General features: G+C 60.9%; 12 protein-coding genes. 8 read left to right on the top strand and 4 right to left on the bottom strand.

Annotated elements, in window-relative coordinates; genetic code table 11:
* Positions 1-37 precede the first annotated feature (37 nt).
* Both GST84_15625 and GST84_15620 read left to right on the top strand, forming a co-directional pair.
* Positions 38-1,234 carry an aminotransferase class I/II-fold pyridoxal phosphate-dependent enzyme gene (locus GST84_15625; protein ID XGB13682.1) on the top strand — a complete coding sequence of 399 codons (1,197 nt, stop codon included), beginning with the start codon at positions 38-40 and terminating at the stop codon, positions 1,232-1,234.
* 576 nt (positions 1,235-1,810) lie between these two features.
* Positions 1,811-3,091, top strand: coding sequence for an HAAAP family serine/threonine permease (locus GST84_15620; protein ID XGB13681.1), 1,281 nt, complete (start codon positions 1,811-1,813; stop codon positions 3,089-3,091).
* Between the two features lie 71 nt (positions 3,092-3,162).
* Here GST84_15620 and GST84_15615 read toward each other — a convergent pair whose 3' ends face one another.
* The 3 genes from GST84_15615 to GST84_15605 are packed head-to-tail and all read right to left on the bottom strand — an operon-like array spanning position 3,163 to position 6,332.
* Complete coding sequence (locus GST84_15615; GenBank protein XGB13680.1) at positions 3,163-4,350, bottom strand: Bcr/CflA family efflux MFS transporter; 1,188 nt, start codon at positions 4,348-4,350, stop codon at positions 3,163-3,165.
* Positions 4,347-5,273: a diiron oxygenase gene (locus GST84_15610; GenBank protein ID XGB13679.1), complete on the bottom strand. Its 927-nt coding sequence runs from the start codon at positions 5,271-5,273 to the stop codon at positions 4,347-4,349. Before GST84_15610 ends, GST84_15615 begins: the two co-directional genes overlap by 4 nt.
* Before the next feature lie 3 nt (positions 5,274-5,276).
* The gene (locus GST84_15605; GenBank protein ID XGB13678.1) at positions 5,277-6,332 is read right to left on the bottom strand and encodes a SagB/ThcOx family dehydrogenase; all 1,056 of its coding nucleotides are present in this window, start codon (positions 6,330-6,332) and stop codon (positions 5,277-5,279) included.
* Positions 6,333-6,882: 550 nt separating this feature from the next.
* Here GST84_15605 and GST84_15600 point away from each other — a divergent pair.
* From GST84_15600 to GST84_15575, 6 genes are all read left to right on the top strand, one after another.
* Complete coding sequence (locus GST84_15600; protein ID XGB13677.1) at positions 6,883-7,383, top strand: thiol peroxidase; 501 nt, start codon at positions 6,883-6,885, stop codon at positions 7,381-7,383.
* Positions 7,384-7,730: 347 nt separating this feature from the next.
* On the top strand, positions 7,731-9,041 hold the full coding sequence (locus tag GST84_15595; GenBank protein ID XGB13676.1) for an MdtA/MuxA family multidrug efflux RND transporter periplasmic adaptor subunit: 1,311 nt from the start codon (positions 7,731-7,733) through the stop codon (positions 9,039-9,041).
* Positions 9,038-12,136: an MdtB/MuxB family multidrug efflux RND transporter permease subunit gene (locus tag GST84_15590; GenBank protein ID XGB13675.1), complete on the top strand. Its 3,099-nt coding sequence runs from the start codon at positions 9,038-9,040 to the stop codon at positions 12,134-12,136. Before GST84_15595 ends, GST84_15590 begins: the two co-directional genes overlap by 4 nt.
* On the top strand, positions 12,133-15,240 hold the full coding sequence (locus GST84_15585) for an MMPL family transporter (protein XGB13674.1): 3,108 nt from the start codon (positions 12,133-12,135) through the stop codon (positions 15,238-15,240). The genes GST84_15590 and GST84_15585 overlap by 4 nt, the downstream gene beginning before the upstream one ends.
* A complete protein-coding gene (locus GST84_15580; protein XGB13673.1) occupies positions 15,237-16,727 on the top strand; it encodes an efflux transporter outer membrane subunit in 1,491 nt (496 codons plus the stop codon). The genes GST84_15585 and GST84_15580 overlap by 4 nt, the downstream gene beginning before the upstream one ends.
* Positions 16,728-16,857: 130 nt before the next feature.
* A complete protein-coding gene (locus GST84_15575; protein ID XGB13672.1) occupies positions 16,858-18,945 on the top strand; it encodes an EAL domain-containing protein in 2,088 nt (695 codons plus the stop codon).
* Positions 18,946-18,996: 51 nt separating this feature from the next.
* Here the strand turns inward: GST84_15575 and GST84_15570 are convergent, their stop codons facing one another.
* Positions 18,997-19,257 carry a DUF1652 domain-containing protein gene (locus tag GST84_15570; GenBank protein ID XGB13671.1) on the bottom strand — a complete coding sequence of 87 codons (261 nt, stop codon included), beginning with the start codon at positions 19,255-19,257 and terminating at the stop codon, positions 18,997-18,999.
* Positions 19,258-19,275: the final 18 nt, after the last annotated feature.

The raw sequence follows: 19,275 nt of genomic DNA, 5'->3' as shown, positions 1-19,275 counted from the left end.
ACTTTCCGTACCGTCCTGATCCAAGGAGCTGCACGCTGTGTTCAAACATGTCGATGCCTATGCCGGCGACCCGATCCTCTCGTTGATGGAAACCTTCAAGGCCGACCCGCGCGCCGACAAGGTCAACCTGAGTATTGGCCTGTACTACGATGAGGCCGGCGTGGTGCCGCAACTGGCGGCGGTGGATGCGGTGGAAAAACGCATTGCCGGTCAGGACCACGAAGCCTCCCTGTACCTGCCGATGGAAGGCCTGGCCAGCTACCGCCAAGCCATTCAGGCGCTGCTGTTCGGTGCCGATCACCCGGCCGTGACCGGCGGCCGTGTGGCCACCGTACAGACCGTGGGTGGCTCCGGCGCCCTGAAGGTCGGTGCCGACTTCCTCAAGCGCTACTTCCCGCAGTCCGAAGTCTGGGTCAGCAACCCGACCTGGGACAACCACCGCGCCATCTTCGAAGGTGCGGGCTTCAAGGTGCACACCTACCCGTACTTCGACCAGGCCACCCGTGGCGTGGACTTCGACGGCATGCTGGCCACCTTGCAAAGCCTGCCGGCCAACAGCGTGGTGCTGCTGCACCCATGCTGCCACAACCCTACCGGTGCCGATCTGGAGCAGCACCAGTGGCAACAAGTGGTCGAAGTGGTCAAGGCGCGCCAGCTGATCCCATTCCTCGACATCGCTTACCAGGGCTTCGCCGAAGGCCTGGTAGAAGACGCCTACGCTATCCGCGAAATGGCCCGTGCCGGCGTGCCGTGCCTGGTCAGCAACTCCTTCTCGAAAATCTTCTCGCTGTATGGTGAGCGGGTGGGCGGCCTGTCGGTGGTGTGCGATGACGAGGCCACTGCCCAGAGCGTGCTTGGCCAGCTGAAGGCCACCGTGCGCCGCAACTACTCCAGCCCGCCCAACTTCGGCGCCCAGCTGGTTGCCGGCGTACTGAGCGATGCTGGCCTGAATGCCCAGTGGGCCGAAGAAGTCGAAGTGATGCGCAAGCGTATCCTTGACATGCGCCAGGCGCTGGTCGATGCCCTGGCCGTGCTGCTGCCGGGCCAGGACTTCCAGTTTTTCCTGCGCCAGCGCGGCATGTTCAGCTACACCGGCTTCAGCGTCGAGCAGGTACGTCGCCTGCGTGACGAGTTCGGCGTTTACCTGATCGACAGCGGCCGTGTGTGCATGTCCGGCCTGCGCCCGGCCAACCTGCAGCGGGTTGCCGAAGCGTTCGCTGCCGTTCAGAAGTAACACCACCAAAGGCCTGCGCGGCCCCTCTGTGGAAGCGGCCTTGCGTCGCGAAAGGGGGCGTAGCGTAACGTCAGTCAGTTCGCCGGGGTGGGGCTGGTAGGTGTTGGGCGTGGCATTTGCATCGCCTGTGAAATCGAGCGCCGCCCGGGCGGCGCATCGCGAGCTGCGCTCGCTCCTACGTTTGTTTCGGGCCAGTGAGGCTTGTGACAGGCGCGCGCGACCCCCTTGCTTGTACGACGCGATATCGAGCCATGCGCCAAGGCGTACGCGCGCAAATCCCACAGAAATAACTGGCCCGAAACAAACGTAGGAGCGAGCGCAGCTCGCGATGCGCCGCCCGGGCGGCGCTCGATTTCACAGGCGCCGAAAGAACCACGGCCAACACCTGCCAGCCCCCCCCGCAGCCTGTTGGTATAACCCGCTTGTAAAGACAAGTGCAACCGCTCCTCGGAAAAGGGCTTCGCAAGTGCAACCTTTCCGTGCACAATCGCGCCCCTCTTTTCCGGTTGAGTTGGGCGAAAGGTCTATTTCGCCATTCTCAGCCTGTTGCAGTCTTGCGAGTGGAGCTTCACCGGAATGAATGAGCAGGCCCCAAGCGTTGAACAACGCTTTGCAGAATCGACCCCCGCCACCCTAGGCACCTGGGCGCGTCAAGACACTACCTGGATGCTGGGCCTGTTCGGCACAGCCATCGGCGCCGGGACACTGTTCCTGCCGATCAACGCGGGCCTTGGCGGCTTCTGGCCGCTGCTGATCCTGGCCGTGCTGGCCTTCCCGATGACCTATTTCGCCCATCGCGGGCTGACCCGTTTCGTCCTTTCCGGGCGCGATGGCAGCGACATCACCGAAGTGGTCAAGGAGCATTTCGGCATCACCGCCGGTGCCTCGATCACCGTGCTGTACTTCTTCGCCATCTTCCCGATCCTGCTTATCTACAGCGTGGCGCTGACCAACACCGTGTCCAGCTTCATGGAGCACCAGCTGCACATGCAGCCGCCGCCACGGGCAATCCTGTCATTCGTGCTGATTCTCGGCCTGCTGGCCATTGTGCGCTGCGGGGAGCAGGCCACGGTCAAGGTCATGAGCCTGCTGGTCTACCCGTTCATCGTTGCTCTGGCGTTGCTGGGCCTGTACCTGGTGCCGCACTGGACCGGTGGCATTCTCGACAGCGCCACTCAGGTGCCGCCGGCCTCGGCCTTCCTGCACACCCTGTGGCTGGCCATACCCGTGATGGTGTTCTCGTTCAACCATTCGCCGATCATTTCGGCCTTTGCCGTCGACCAGAAGCGCCGTTACGGCGAGCACGCCGACGAGCGCAGCGGCCAGATCCTGCGTCGTGCCCACCTGCTGATGGTGGTGATGGTGTTGTTCTTCGTGTTCAGCTGCGTGCTCACCCTGAGCAGCGCCCAGCTGGCCGAAGCCAAGGCACAGAACCTGTCGATCCTGTCGTACCTGGCCAACCACTTCAGCAACCCGACCATCGCGTTCGCTGCGCCGTTGATCGCCTTCGTGGCCATCGCCAAGTCGTTCCTCGGCCACTATATCGGTGCCAGCGAAGGCCTGAAGGGCATCATCGCCAAGACCGGCGCGCGCCCGGGCGCCAAGGCCCTGGACCGCGTAGTTGCCGCGCTGATGCTGGTGGTGTGCTGGATCGTTGCCACGCTCAATCCGAGCATTCTCGGCATGATCGAGTCGCTCGGCGGCCCGATTCTCGCGGTGCTGTTGTTCCTCATGCCGATGTACGCCATTCGCCGTGTGCCATCGATGCGCAAGTACAGCGGTGCGGCCTCCAACGTGTTCGTCGTTGTGGTCGGCCTGGTTGCGCTGACCTCTGTGGTGTACGGCCTTGTAAGCTGATTCACCCGTTTCATTCAAGAATGCCCGGGGCGCTTGTCGTCACCCGGGCATTTTTTTGCCTGATCAAAGTTTCAGCAGCGTTGCATTCCATCGTCCTTGGTGCATGCAAGCAGCCACCACCCGCACAGGCTGGCCACCACGAACAGCACGCCCAAGCCTGCCGGTAGCGCGCTTTCGAAGCCTGCGACCACACTGCTCGTCAAACCGGCACCGGCGAACAGCAACGTCGTATTGAGCGACGCTGCCGCACCTGCCTGACGTGGATAGCGCGCCAAAGCCTGGGTCGTTGCGGCGGGGCGTACCAGGGTTGTCCCGGTGGTACAGACAATCATCGGCAGTAGAACCCCCAGCACAGATAAATCTGCCACCCATTCCCACATCAAAAGGGTGATGCCCGCAGTACTTATAAGCAGCAAGCCTGCTTTTATTTGAGCTTGCGGGCTTACGCGACTGTTCAAGTAGGTCGCAGCCATGCCGCCGACGATGTATGCCAACCCATAGCCGATAAAGACCATAGAGAATTGATAGGCCGTCAGCTCCAGCCTGCCCATCAGCAGCAAGGGCGCTATGACGATAAAGGAAAAATGGCAGGCAAAGGCGAGGCTGGACAGCATGGAATGCGCGAGATAGTCCGTGTCTCGCAGCATCACCCGATAACTGGACATACTGGGCGCTCGGTCGCGCGCCGCAGGTGTGTCATGAAGCAGCACATACGATAAAAGTGAAACGATTGCAGCGATGATCACGAATACCGTAAAGCTTGCCTTCCAGCCAAACGACTGTTGAAGAAAAGCACCTGCCAGCGGTGACAGTGAGATGAACAACCCGCTCGCGCTTGTTAACAGGATGCGCATGGCATTGCGTTGTGTACCGCTGTAGAGGTCCTGCACAAGCGCCTGGCCTAGCACGAGGCTGCCGCAACCCAGGGCCTGCACCAAGCGAAAGGCCATGAACGTTTCATATTGGGTTGAAAATACGCAACCGAGCGCCCCCACAATGGATACGCTCAACCCAGCGAGCAACAAACGCTTGCGCCCGATGCCATCTGACAGCGGGCCGATCACGATTTGCGCCATGGCCACACCAACAGCAAAAAAGCTCACTGAGTACGCAATCTGTTTTGTGTTGACCCGAAACTCATCTGAGAGCGCCGGGAATGATGGGAGGATCACGTCCAGAGGAAATACACCCAGCAGACATAACAAAATCAGCAACGTCGAGCACAGGTGGCGCCGAAGCGAACCAGTGGGGCGGTTCATGCTATCAACCCCGCCGATTGGAATTGCAAGAAATAGCCTTCATCATCCAGCAAATCAGTGTGCTGAATTGCTCGAAGTGTCGGCCCGCAAATCTCGATCATTCGGATCGTCCAGTTTGCCTCCACATAAGCAGAAATTTCGTCTTCTAGGTCTGGTCGGTTTCTGAGTAGCATTCGCAAGCATGATAGGTCGGGCTGGCAGAAAGCTATGAGCACCTCAGGTAAAATTTGAGCCACATAGTCCTTCTCCATCTTGGAAATATTTCGCCACAAGCTGACGAAACACTCGGAAAAGAAGACTGCATGGCGGCCTTCATCATGCAAGTGATCCCTTAGCATGTTCGTCACTGGGCCAACGAGCGCCTCGCTAGATAACTTAAGGAGTTCGTGAGTGATCAAGGTTTCTGACACAAATCCGATGCAGAAGCGGGTTAAACATTCGAACGCTGGAGGGCTTTTATCTATAACACGATCTAGCCTATCTAGGCGAGCGGGCCTGATGCGTACTAAGTTGAAATGCTGTGCTACGTGATCTGCAATCTCTTTTGAAAATAATGCGTGATACGCTTCATCCGCGTATATTTTTAAAGCGATGCGGCGCTCTTTGTTCTCAAAGTATTTCTTCAGGCTTCCAGTTACAATGCAACGTACAGCCTCATTGACATGCGTCATCTCTAGTGCTGTGGTATAGTCCATAAAATATACTAGATGAGATGCATGTGCGATCAGCAATTCTTTTTTGGGAAGGGATTTTATTGCATCATGAGCCAGTGCTGGACTGAGTGCGATGGGGAACCATAAACCGGGGTCTGTCTGAGCGAAATCCGCTTTTGTGAATTGATAAGCGTAGGGTCGCGAACGGACAGCGCTGGAGGAGTGCCAATTCCGAAACAAGGTTATACTGCGGTTGGCTAACTTGTTCATATGTCAGCTCGCCTCGGTTTTTTTCAAGATGGACTTTAGGCAGTCGGGAATGGCGGACCCATCACTGTAGCCACAGCCGACAAAGAAAAGGACCTGCTCATTCGCGTTTATAGGGTTCAGCAGTGGTTCAATCAAGCACTCATTCAATGCGCCAGTTAGCCAGGTATTCATTCCGCAGGCGGTAGCAGCCAGCTGAAAGGTCTGTGCCACATGGCCTATCTCGATCAGTGCCATCCGATAAGCACGCGAATGTTCGTACTTCCACCACAATTTATCGAATCTGGAGGTAAGGAATAATCCCACTGGTATATCGTTGGCGAAATGTTGTCCAGAGAGCAAGTCACCCAATCTTGGAGGCAGCGGATTACGCCAGTATAACTGATGCATGTGAGGGTCATACCGGTAAATTCCTGGCGCTATACCTTCGACATTCGCTATGTATACATAGCCTTCGGTGGCATTCAATCCTCCTGCTGATGGGCTGCAACGCCGCTTGTTGAATTGCTCAATCCCTCCTTCTTCATGATCCAGGGCTCGAGAGTCAATAAAGCCTAGCGTGTGGTGTAAAATTTGCCCTAGTTCAGCTATTGGAATTAATGAGCGATGAAAGTTTCTCACGGTTGCCCGCCGCCCGAGAATTTTATCGAACTCACTGGCGTTGCTTGTGGTTGGCAGTTGGATGCCTGCTGTTGGCTCATCGGCGGCGGCAGGAGGTATTTCACTCAATACTTCATTGCAATGTTCCAGGTATTGGTTGGCCCATTGATGCGTACTGGTTGGTTGATCGTCTAGCGGTATGTTTTTGGTTCCAATATGAAAGATTCTAGAGAGAATGTCCCATCCCCAAGCGTTTTCATCCGTTGTGCGGTCAGTGATTATCTCGCAGCGCTTTAGATCTTTGATTGTGGGATCAGTTGGGTCATTGCAGGGGTGGCCGTAAATGATCGATATCAGTTTTTCTGCGTGCTCGGCTGAAAGTTCATACTGCTTGTGATTGTTGAAGTCCCAGCAGATCAGAGCGTTATCCTTGGCGATAAAAAAACAGTCTCTGCTTACCATTTTTCCTCCTTTGGCTAAAGCGCAGGCCGGCACTGCGCTTCAGCATTCATCGGTTAAGGCTTACTGGCTCTTTTTGACCAGAAGGGCCAGGTTGGCCAGTTTTGTAGACTCCATCTTGATGGTTTTCATATTTGAATCTCCATTTATGCGTCGCGGTATTGCGACTTGTCTGATGTTAGCGTCACTTTGAAGATGTACAAGGCAAACTTTGTAGCGAAACTTCCGATGAAGTTGTAGGATTTGTTACCCTTATAGTCACGAGGTGCCAATCCAACTGCGTCGTAAAGCCTCTGCCACAAACCTCACAGCGATTTTGGGAGCAGCGTTGTACCGCCCATATCAATTAGCTCACTGTGCTCCGCACTCGGAGTGGGAGGTGTGGATGGGCGGTCGTGAACTGTGAGGCAACTGGCCGTAACCGCGGCTATCGGCATTTTTTGTCCACAAAATTCGTCCGGCAATGGAACAATTTCACCTGCCCCCCATAGGCACCCGGCTGCCTTCATGCTTAACTCAGTGTCCTTTTCAAACCCCGCATAAGGATTTCGTCATGGCTCAAGTGACTCTCAAAGGCAACCCGGTCCAGGTAAACGGCAACCTGCCACAGGCCGGCGCCCAGGCTCCGGCTTTCTCCCTGGTAGGTGAAGGCCTGGCTGACAAGTCGCTGAAAGACTACGCCGGCAAGCGCAAGGTGCTGAATATCTTCCCAAGCGTCGATACCCCGACCTGCGCCACCTCGGTGCGCAAGTTCAACGCCCAGGCCAACGACGTTGCCAACACCGTGGTGCTGTGCATCTCGGCTGACCTGCCGTTCGCCCAGGCACGTTTCTGCGGTGCCGAAGGGCTGGACAATGTGAAGAACCTGTCGACCCTGCGTGGCCGCGAGTTCCTCGAAAACTACGGCGTAGCCATTGCCGACGGCCCGCTGGCCGGCCTGGCCGCCCGCGCCGTGGTGGTGCTGGACGAGAACGACAAGGTGCTGCACAGCGAACTGGTTGGCGAAATTGCTGACGAGCCGAACTACGACGCGGCGCTGGCTGTACTGAAGTAAGGATTGCGTGGGGCAGGGCGGGCGTCTGTAGCCTGTGATGGCCTCTTCGCGGGTAAACCCGCTCCTACAACGTGCGGCACAGTTTTCAAAGGCTGTGACATCCCCGTAGGAGCGGGTTCACCCGCGAAAGGGCCAGACCAGGCAACCGAACCTTCAGGCCCGTCACCGCTCCAAGCAACACCCTGTAACGGCCCGGAACACGTTCCGGGCCGTTTTCATTTAAAATTCCGCCTCTTGGCAACGTCAGGCAAAGGTAAACCTCTGGTAAAGGCCCTTTGCTAAAACGATGGCAGTGCTTATCGTTCATCCTCCCCAAGTCGTCATTCCGAACAAGGTTCGTTCAACCCATGCAAGCGTCCAATTCCCGTTCCCTCCGTCGCTGGCTCGTCGGCCTGCTGATCCTGCTGCTGGTGGCTGCACTGGCCTGGTGGCTGTGGCCCGCAGCGACGCCTGCGCATAAAGAGGCCAGTGGCGGGCGCGGTGGCAAGGGCATGGGCATGATCGGCGGCCGCCCAGGTTTTGGCGGTTCCAGCGACCCGGTGCCGGTACGCGTCGTGCCGGTGCGGACAGGCGACTTCCCGCTCTACTACAAAGCCTTGGGCACGGTCACCGCGACCAATACAGTCAATGTGCGCAGCCGCGTGGCTGGCGAGCTTGTGAAAATCCACTTCAAGGAGGGCCAGCGCGTCAAGGCCGGCGACCTGCTGGCCGAAATCGACCCGCGCCCTTATCGCATCGCCCTGCAGCAGGCCGAAGGTACCTTGGCGCAGAACCAGGCGCAGTTGAAGAACGCTCAGGTCGACCTGGCCCGCTATAAAGGCCTGTACGCCGAAGACAGCATCGCCAAGCAAACCCTGGACACTGCCCAAGCCCAGGTTGCGCAGTTCCAAGGGCTGGTCAAGACCAATCAGGCACAGGTCAACGACGCCCGCCTGAACCTCGATTTCACCCAGATCCGTGCGCCCATCAGTGGCCGGGTGGGCCTGCGCCAGCTCGATCTGGGCAACCTGGTGGCCGCCAACGACACCACCGCGCTGGTAGTGATTACCCAGACCGAGCCGATCAACGTCGCCTTCACCCTGCCGGAAACCGAACTGACCACTGTGCTGGAGCGCTACCGCAGTGGCGCCAGCCTGCCGGTCGAGGCCTGGGACCGCAGTGACAGCAAGCTGCAGTCCACCGGTGTGCTGGGCAGCATCGACAACCAGATCGACACCACCACTGGCACACTCAAGTTCAAAGGCCGTTTCGAGAACAAGGACCTGGCCCTGTTCCCCAATCAGTTCGTCAACGTGCGCTTGCTGGCCGACACCCTCAAGCAGGTGGTCATGGCGCCGGCCGCGGCTATCCAGTTTGGCAACGATGGCACCTTCGCCTATGTGGTCAACGAGCAGAGCACCGTCAATGTCCGCAAGCTGAAGGTGGGCGCCAGCGATGGCGAGAACAGCGTCATTCTCGACGGCCTGAAGGCCGGCGACCGCCTGGTGCTGGAAGGCACCGACCGCCTGCGCGAAGGCACCAAGGTGGAAGTGGTCGAAGACAGCTCGCAAGTGCCGACCAGCCCAGGCCAGCACCTGCAAGGGCAGGAAGCCAAGGGCGCGGCCCAAACAACAGGTGAAGCACAACCCGGCAACGCAGCAGGCAAGGCGGGCGCATGAACCTCTCGCGCCTGTTCATCCTGCGCCCGGTCGCCACCACGCTGAGCATGCTGGCCATCGTGCTGGCCGGCCTGATCGCCTACAAGTTGCTGCCGGTATCCGCCTTGCCACAGGTGGATTACCCGACCATTCGCGTCATGACCCTGTACCCCGGCGCCAGCCCGCAGGTGATGACCAGCGCCGTCACCGCGCCATTGGAGCGCCAGTTCGGCCAGATGCCGGGCCTGGAACAGATGGCCTCGACCAGTTCTGGCGGCGCGTCGGTGCTGACCCTGCGTTTCAACCTCGACATGAACATGGACGTTGCCGAGCAACAGGTGCAGGCCGCGATCAACGCCGCCAGCAACCTGCTGCCCAGCGACCTGCCGGCACCGCCGGTATACAACAAGGTCAACCCGGCCGACACTCCGGTGCTGACCCTGGCCATCTCCAGCAAGACCATGCCGCTGCCCAAGCTCAACGACCTGGTCGATACCCGCGTGGCGCAAAAGCTTGCGCAAATCAGCGGCGTGGGCATGGTCAGCATTGCCGGTGGCCAGCGCCAGGCGGTACGCATCAAGGTCAACGTCGACGCCCTGGCGGCCAACGGCTTGAATCTGGATGACGTGCGCACGCTGATCGGTGCTTCCAACGTCAACCAGCCCAAAGGCAACTTCGATGGCCCGACCCGGGTGTCGATGCTCGATGCCAACGACCAGCTGCGCTCTCCTGAGGAATACGCCAACCTGATCCTGGCCTACAACAACGGTGCGCCGCTGCGCCTGAAAGATGTGGCTGAAATCGTCGATGGCGCCGAAAACGAGCGGCTGGCCGCCTGGGCGAACGAAAACCATGCTGTGCTGCTGAACATCCAGCGTCAGCCGGGTGCCAACGTGATCGAAGTGGTCGACCGCATCAAGGGCCTGCTGCCGTCGATCACCGACAACCTGCCGGCCGGCCTCGATGTGTCGGTGCTGACCGACCGCACCCAGACCATTCGCGCCGCGGTCAAGGACGTGCAGCACGAGCTGCTGATCGCCATCGTTCTGGTGGTGATGGTCACCTTCGTCTTCTTGCGCCGCTTCAGCGCCACCCTCATTCCGTCGATTGCCGTGCCACTGTCGCTGATCGGGACGTTCGGGGTCATGTACCTGGCAGGGTTCTCGGTCAACAACCTGACACTCATGGCCCTGACCATCGCCACCGGCTTTGTGGTCGATGATGCCATCGTCATGCTGGAGAACATCTCCCGGCATATCGAAGAGGGCGAGACGCCCATGCAGGCGGCGCTCAAGGGCGCCCGGCAGATTGGCTTCACCCTGATTTCGCTGACCTTCTCGCTGATTGCGGTACTGATCCCGCTACTGTTCATGGCTGACGTGGTCGGACGCTTGTTCCGCGAGTTCGCCATCACGCTGGCAGTGGCTATCCTGATTTCCCTGGTGGTGTCCCTGACCCTGACACCGATGATGTGCGCGCGTCTGCTCAAGCGCGAGCCCAAGGAAGAAGAGCAAGGCCGCTTCTACCGTGCCAGTGGCGCCTGGATCGACTGGCTGATCAAGCACTACGGCAGTGCCCTGCAGTGGGTGCTCAAGCATCAGCCGCTGACCTTGCTGGTGGCGGTGGCCAGCCTGGTGCTCACGGTGTTTCTGTACATGGTCGTGCCCAAGGGCTTCTTCCCGGTGCAGGATACCGGGGTGATCCAGGGTATTTCCGAGGCGCCGCAGTCCACCTCGTTCGCCGCCATGAGCGAACGTCAGCAGGCCCTGAGCAAGGTCATCCTGCAAGACCCGGCCGTGCAAAGCCTGTCGTCCTACATTGGCGTAGACGGCGACAACGCCACGCTCAACAGCGGTCGCCTGCTGATCAACCTCAAGCCCCACGGCGAGCGCGATGTCAGCGCCAGCGAAGTGATCAGCCGCCTGCAGCCGCAAGTCGACCGGCTGGTGGGCATCCGCCTGTTCATGCAGCCGGTGCAAGACCTGAGCATCGAGGACCGGGTCAGCCGGACCCAGTACCAGTTCAGCCTGTCGTCACCGGACGCCGACCTGCTGGCGCAGTGGAGCGGCAAGCTGGTGCAGGCGCTGCAGCCGCGCCCGGAACTGGCCGATGTGGCCAGCGACCTGCAGGACAAGGGCTTGCAGGTGTACTTGGTAATCGACCGTGACATGGCCAGCCGCCTGGGGATCAGCGTGTCGCAGATCACCAATGCCCTGTACGACGCCTTCGGCCAGCGGCAGATTTCGACCATCTACACCCAGGCCAGCCAGTACCGCGTGGTGTTGCAGGCCAAGGACGCCGCCACGATCGGCCCGCAGGCGCTGGAATCGATTCACGTCAAGGCCACCGATGGCGGCCAGGTGCGCCTTTCGGCGCTGGCGCGGATCGACCAGCGTCAAGCCCAGCTGGCTATTTCCCACATCGGCCAGTTCCCGGCAGTGACCTTGTCGTTCAACCTGGCCCACGGCGCGTCGCTGGGCGAAGCCGTGCAGGTGATCGAGCAGGTGCAGCAGGACATCGGCATGCCGTTGGGTGTGCAAACCCGCTTCCAGGGTGCGGCCGAGGCCTTCCAGGCGTCGCTGTCGAGCACTTTGCTGCTGATTCTGGCGGCGGTGGTGACCATGTACATCGTGCTGGGGGTGCTGTACGAAAGCTACATCCACCCGGTCACCATCCTCTCGACCCTGCCGTCGGCGGCGGTCGGTGCCTTGCTGGCCTTGCTCATCAGCGGTAACGACCTGGGCATGATCGCCATCATCGGCATCATCCTGCTGATCGGTATCGTCAAGAAGAACGCGATCATGATGATCGACTTCGCCCTGGAGGCCGAGCGCCATCAGGGCATGAGCCCACGCGATGCCATCTACCAGGCGGCGCTGCTGCGCTTTAGGCCGATCCTGATGACCACCCTGGCCGCGCTGTTTGGCGCGGTGCCGCTGATGCTTGCCACCGGTTCCGGCGCCGAGCTGCGTCAGCCACTGGGCCTGGTGATGGTCGGCGGGCTGCTGGTCAGCCAGGTGCTGACGCTGTTCACCACCCCGGTCATCTACCTGTACTTCGATCGCCTGGCCCGCCGCTGGCGCCCGGCCACTGACGTGAAGCAGGCTCAGGCATGAACCTGTCCGGGCCTTTCATCCGTCGCCCGGTGGCGACCATGCTGTTGAGCCTGGCGATCATGCTGCTGGGTGGGGTCAGCTTTGGCTTGCTGCCGGTGGCGCCACTGCCGCAAATGGACTTCCCGGTGATCGTGGTGTCGGCGAACCTGTCTGGTGCCAGCCCCGAGGTCATGGCTTCGACCGTGGCCACACCGCTGGAACGCAAGCTCGGCAGCATCGCCGGTGTCACCACGCTCACCAGCAGCTCCAGCCAGGGGTCGACACGGGTAATCATCGGCTTCGAGATGGGCCGTGACATTGATGGCGCAGCCCGTGAGGTGCAAGCGGCGATCAACGCAACCCGCAACCTGCTGCCCAGCGGCATGCGCAGCATGCCCACCTACAAGAAGATCAACCCGTCGCAGGCGCCGATCATGGTGCTGTCGCTGACCTCGGATGTATTGCAGAAAGGCCAGCTGTATGACCTGGCCGACACCATCCTTTCACAGAGCCTGGCTCAGGTATCGGGGGTAGGGGAGGTGCAGATCGGTGGCAGTTCGCTGCCGGCCGTGCGCATTGCCGTCGAGCCGCAACTGCTCAACCAGTACAACCTGTCGCTGGACGAGGTGCGCACTGCGGTGTCCAACGCCAACCAGCGCCGGCCCATGGGCTTTGTCGAGGACGCCGAGCGTAACTGGCAGGTGCGGGCCAACGACCAGCTGGAAAGCGCCAAGGACTACGAGCCGGTGGTGATTCGCCAGCAGAACGGCACCATTTTGCGCCTGTCTGACGTAGCGACCGTCACCGACGGCGTTGAAAACCGTTACAACAGCGGCTTCTTCAACGACCAGGCAGCGGTGCTGCTGGTGGTCAACCGCCAGACCGGCGCCAACATCATCGAAACGGTCGACCAGATCAAGGCCCAGCTACCGGCACTGCAGTCGCTGCTGCCAGCCAGCGTGCAATTGAACGTGGCCATGGACCGCTCGCCCGTGATCAAGGCCACCCTCAAAGAGGCCGAGCACACCCTGCTGATCGCCGTGGTGCTGGTGATCCTGGTGGTCTACCTGTTCCTCGGCAGCCTGCGCGCCTCGCTGATCCCCAGCCTGGCGGTGCCGGTATCGCTGGTGGGGACATTCGCGGTCATGTACCTGTGCGGTTTCTCGCTCAACAACCTGTCGCTGATGGCGCTGATCCTTGCCACCGGGCTGGTGGTGGACGATGCCATCGTGGTGCTGGAAAACATCTCCAGGCACATCGAGAACGGCCAGCCGCCGATGAAGGCGGCCTTCCTGGGCGCCAAGGAAGTGGGCTTCACCTTGCTGTCGATGAACGTGTCGCTGGTGGCGGTGTTTGTCTCCATCCTGTTCATGGGCGGCATCGTGCGCAACCTGTTCCAGGAGTTTTCCATCACTCTGGCGGCGGCGATCATCGTCTCGCTGGTGGTGTCGCTGACCCTTACGCCGATGCTCTGCGCCCGCTGGCTCAAGCCGCACAAGGCCGAGCAGAGCCGCCTGCAGCGCTGGAGCGACAAGCTGCATCAGCGCATGGTTGCTGCCTATGACCGCAGCCTGGGCTGGGCTCTGCGCCACAAGCGCCTGACCCTGCTCAGCCTGCTGGCCACCATCGGCATCAACATCGCCCTGTACGTGGTAGTACCCAAAACGTTGATGCCCCAGCAGGATACCGGCCAGTTGATGGGCTTCATCCGTGGCGACGACGGCCTGTCGTTCAGCGTGATGCAGCCGAAGATGGAAATCTACCGCCGCGCCTTGCTGGCCGACCCTGCCGTGCAGAGCGTTGCCGGTTTCATCGGCGGCAACAGCGGTACCAACAACGCCTTTGTGCTGGTGCGCCTGAAACCGATCAGCGAGCGCAAGATCGATGCGCAGAAAGTGATCGAACGCCTGCGCAAGGAACTGCCCAAAGTGCCCGGCGGGCGCCTGTTCCTGATGGCTGACCAGGACCTGCAACTGGGTGGCGGTGGGCGTGACCAGACCTCTTCGCAGTACCTGTATACCCTGCAAAGCGGCGACCTTTCGGCATTGCGCGAATGGTTCCCCAAGGTGGTCGCTGCGCTGCGTGCACTGCCTGAGCTGACCGCCATCGACGCCCGTGATGGCGCCGGTACCCAGCAGGTGACGCTGGTGGTCGACCGTGACCAGGCCAAGCGCCTGGGCATCGACATGGACATGGTCACCGCAGTACTGAACAACGCCTACAGCCAGCGGCAGATCTCCACCATCTACGACAGCCTCAACCAATACCAGGTGGTGCTGGAGATCAACCCGAAATACGCCTGGGACCCGAGCACGCTCGAGCAAGTGCAGGTGATCACCGCCGACGGCGCCCGGGTGCCGCTGTCGACCATCGCTCACTACGAGAACAGCCTGGCCAACGACCGGGTCAGCCACGAAGGCCAGTTCGCTTCGGAAGACATCGCCTTCGACGTCGCCGAGGGCTATAGCCCCGACCAGGCCATGGCGGCGCTGGAACGCGCGGTGGCCAGGCTGGGCTTGCCCGAGGAGGTGATTGCCAAGCTCGGCGGCACTGCCGATGCCTTTGCCAAGACCCAGCAGGGCCAGCCATTCATGATCCTTGGCGCACTGCTGCTGGTGTACCTGGTGCTGGGCATTCTGTATGAAAGCTACATTCACCCGCTGACCATTCTCTCGACACTGCCTTCGGCGGGCGTCGGAGCCTTGCTGGCGCTGTACGTCACCGGTGGCGAGTTCAGCCTGATCTCGTTGCTGGGGCTGTTCCTGTTGATCGGGGTGGTGAAAAAAAATGCCATCCTGATGATCGACCTGGCCCTGCAACTGGAGCGCCATCATGGCTTTTCGCCGGAAGAGTCAATACGCCGGGCCTGCCTGCTGCGCCTGCGGCCGATCCTGATGACCACCCTGGCGGCGATCCTTGGCGCATTGCCATTGCTGTTGAGCCAGGCTGAGGGCGCAGAAATGCGTCAGCCGCTGGGCCTGACCATCATCGGGGGCCTGGTGTTCAGCCAGATCCTCACCCTTTATACGACGCCGGTGGTTTACCTGTACCTGGACCGCCTGCGCCACCGCTTCAACCGTTGGCGCGGCGTGCGCACCGACGCCGCCCTGGAAACCCCGCTATGACTTTTGCCCAGACCCCACTTCACCGTGCCCTGCAAGCACTGACCCGTGGCCGTGGCTCGCGCCTGCTCAGCGCCGGGTTGTGCGCGGCCTTGCTCAGTGCCTGCACCCTGAGCCCCGACTATCACCGCCCCGAGCTGAACAGCACGGCGGCGCAGTTCAAGCATGCCGAAGGCTGGACCCAGGCCTCGCCCTCCGACGCCATCGCCCGCGGCGCCTGGTGGGAGATCTACGGTGATGCCGGGCTCAATGCGCTGGTCGAAGAGCTTAACCGCAGCAACCAGACTGTGGCGCAATCAGAAGCCCAGTACCGCCAGGCCCAGGCACTGGTGCGCAGCAGCCGCGCGGCGCTGTTCCCCAGCCTGGACCTGAGCGCCAGCAAGAACCGCTCGGCGCAGGGCACCGGCAGCTCCAGTTCCAGCCTGTCCAATAACAGCAGTGGCATTCGCAACACCTACAACGCGCAGTTGGGCGTGAGCTGGGAGATCGACCTGTGGGGCAAGCTGCGTGAAACCTTGAATGCCAACGAGGCCAGTGCCGAAGCCAGTTTCGCCGACCTTGCGTCGATCCGCCTGAGCCAGCAGTCGGAGCTGGTGCAGAACTACCTGCAATTGCGGGTTATCGATGAGCAGAAGCGCTTGCTGGAAGCCACCGTGGCGGCTTATGAACGCTCACTGCGAATGAACGAAAACCAGTACCGTGCCGGTGTCGCCGGCCCGGATGCCGTGGCCCAGGCCCGCACCCAGCTCAAAAGCACCCAGGCTGACCTGATCGACCTGATCTGGCAGCGTGCGCAGTTCGAAAATGCCATCGCCGTGCTGCTGGGCAAGGTTCCGGCCGACTTCGCCCTGGCCGACAGCAAGGCTATTCCCGCGTTGCCGCAAATACCGGTTTCGCTGCCTTCGCAACTGCTGGAGCGACGCCCGGACATCGCTGCAGCCGAACGCAACGTGATGGCGGCCAACGCCAACATCGGGGTGTCGCGGGCAGCCTACTTCCCGGACCTCAGCCTGAGCATGAGTGGCGGATATTCCAGCAGCAGCTTCAGCAACTGGATCGAGTTGCCCAACCGCTACTGGTCGGTAGGCCCGCAGTTGGCGCTGACCCTGTTCGACGCCGGCAAACGCAGCGCCGAGGTCGACCGCACGGTGGCCGTGTATGACCAGACGGTGGCGCAGTACCGCCAGACCGTGCTGGACGGCTTCAAGGAAGTGGAAAACCTGCTGGTTCAACTGAAAGTGTATGGCGATGAAGCCAGGGTGCGCCAAGAGGCGCTTGATGCCGCCCGTGAGTCGTTGCGTCTGACCGAGAACCAGTACCGCGCCGGGCTGATCGGCTATCTGGATGTGGTCAACGTGCAAACCACGGCGCTGAGCAACGAGCGCAGCGTGCTGAACCTGCTGCAAGGGCGCCTGGTGGCCAGTGTGCAACTGGTGGCTGCGTTGGGCGGCGGCTGGAATGCAGAGCAGGCGTTTGCCGAGCAGAAATGACCATGCGCAGAGGGGGGGCATTTGCAGTTATTGGGTCCATTCCCATCCGCAAAAACCCGTGCGTTTCGCTTAAGCTTGAGTACAATCGTCAGCTTTTGCCGGGCCCCCTGTTCCGGCGCTGGAACTCTCAATGCTGACCGGTAGCTACTCTTCTTCGCTGGTGTTGATTTCGCTGTGCGTGGCGATCCTGGCATCCTATACCGCTCTTGACCTGACTGGCCGCATCGCCACGGCCAAGGGCCGCGCTGCCTACCTGTGGATGGGCGGCGGTGCGTTGGCCATGGGCATCGGCGTGTGGTCGATGCACTTCATTGGCATGCTTGCCTTCAGCTTGCCCATCGACTTGGGTTACGACCTGGCCCTGACCGCGTTCTCGCTGCTGATCGCTGTGCTTTCCTCGGGCTTTGCCCTGTGGCTGGTCAGCCAGCCGAGCCTGCCCGCGCTGCAGTTGGGGTTCGGCGCGCTGATCATGGGCGCCGGTATCGCCTGCATGCACTACACCGGCATGGCCGCGCTGCGCATGCTGCCGGGTATTGATTACGACCCGACGTTGTTTGGTGCTTCGCTGCTGATTGCCGTAGGCGCCTCGGCGGCAGCATTGTGGATCGCCTTCCGCCTGCGCGCACACACACCCTATGTACGGCAGATCCGTGGCCTGGCGGCAGTGGTGATGGGCTTTGCCATCGTTGGTATGCATTACACCGGCATGGCCGCGGCGAACTTCCCCGAGGGCAGCTTCTGCGGCGCGCTGGGGGGCGGTCTGCAGGGTGACAGTCTGGTTTACCTGGTGCTGATCACCACGCTGGCAGTTCTGGCAGTGGCGTTGCTGACTTCGGTGCTGGACGCGCGCCTGGAGGCACGTACTGCCGAGTTGGCCCGTTCGCTGACCTTGGCCAACCAGGAACTGACACAATTGGCCTTGCACGACACCCTCACCGATCTGCCAAACCGTACCCTGCTGGCCGATCGCATTGAGCAGGCTATCGCCAAAGTGGCGGAGCAGGGCGGCTGTTTTGCCCTGATGTTCATTGATCTGGACGGCTTCAAACCGGTCAACGATGCCTTTGGCCATCATATTGGTGACCTTCTGCTCAAGGCCGTGGCGGCCCGCCTGCGCGGCCACTTGCACAGCCAGGACACGCTGGCACGGATTGGTGGCGACGAGTTTGTTCTGCTGGTGGAACTGCAGGAACCGAACGATGCCATGGACGTGGCGGTCAAGCAGGTCAACCTGGTTTCCCGGCCTTTCCGCGTGGCCGAGCACGACCTGCAACTGTCGGCGAGCCTGGGCATCGTCCTGTACCCGGGCAACGGCCAGGACCAGCACGAGTTGCTGCGTAACGCCGACGCGGCCATGTACCATGCCAAGAGCGCTGGCAAGAACGGTTACAGCTTCTTCGATGTGTCGATGAACAGCAATGCTCGCCAGCAGTTGCAGTTGCTGCAGGACTTGCGTCTGGCGCTGGAGCAGCGCCAGTTCAGCTTGCATTACCAGCCCAAGTTCGACGCCCATACCTGCCAGCCGATTGGTGCCGAAGCGCTGCTGCGCTGGGAGCACCCGCAGCAAGGCCTGCTGCTGCCTGACCGCTTCATCGGCCTGGCGGAAAAGACCGGCCTGATCATCCCCATTGGCGAGTGGGTACTCATCGAGGCCTGCCGTCAGATGCGCCAGTGGCTGGACCAGGGCCACCTTGGCTGGCGCATGGCGGTGAACCTGTCGGCTATCCAGTTCTGCCACGCCGGCCTGGTCGACAGCGTGGCCCGCGCCCTGCAGCAGAACGGCTTGCCGGCCAACTGCCTGACACTGGAAATTACCGAAACCACCGCCATGCACGATGCCGACGCCAGCCTGACCGTGCTGCAGCGCCTGTCCGACATGGGCGTGGACTTGTCCATTGATGACTTTGGTACGGGCTATTCCAGCCTGATGTACCTAAAGCGCCTGCCAGCCAACGAGCTGAAAATCGACCGCGGTTTCGTGCGCGACCTGGAGCAGGACAGTGACGATGCAGCGATTGTTTCGGCAATCGTCGCACTGGGCCAGGCGTTGGGCCTGCGTATCGTTGCCGAGGGGGTTGAAACCGACAAGCAGCAGGACTTCCTGACCCGGCTGGGGTGTGATTCGTTGCAGGGCTACCTGCTGGGCCAGCCTGTGCCGGCCGAGCAGTTCATGAGCAAGTTGCAGGCCATGGGCCCGGAACTCACTGCTGCAGGCTAGGCGCTGTATGAAAAGCCTTGATACTCGGTGAGGCTGCGTTGAAAACAGAGCCTAGACTGCATCGCGCAAGGTAAAGGCGGGTATGAAGGCGTCCATTTCCGCCTCGACGGCCTCGATGATGCGCTCTACATCGGCGGCGGCCATGATCGCTGCACAGGGGATGCCCGCAATCGCCAGCAGGGTCTCACCGCTGGCGCGGTCGAACAGCCGTGCAACCATGCTGCGTGGCGCATCCATGCTGGCCTCGAAACCCAACGGATGGAAATGCCAGCGCATCACCTGGCAGGCGTTGGGGAACGTCATCTTGTTCATGCCAGCCTCCTTGTCCGT

This window comes from Pseudomonas putida (genome assembly GCA_041879295.1).
Lineage (GTDB): Bacteria > Pseudomonadota > Gammaproteobacteria > Pseudomonadales > Pseudomonadaceae > Aquipseudomonas > Aquipseudomonas putida_Y.
Note: the sequence above shows the minus strand (reverse complement) of the source record. Positions and strands in the feature narration are given on the sequence as shown.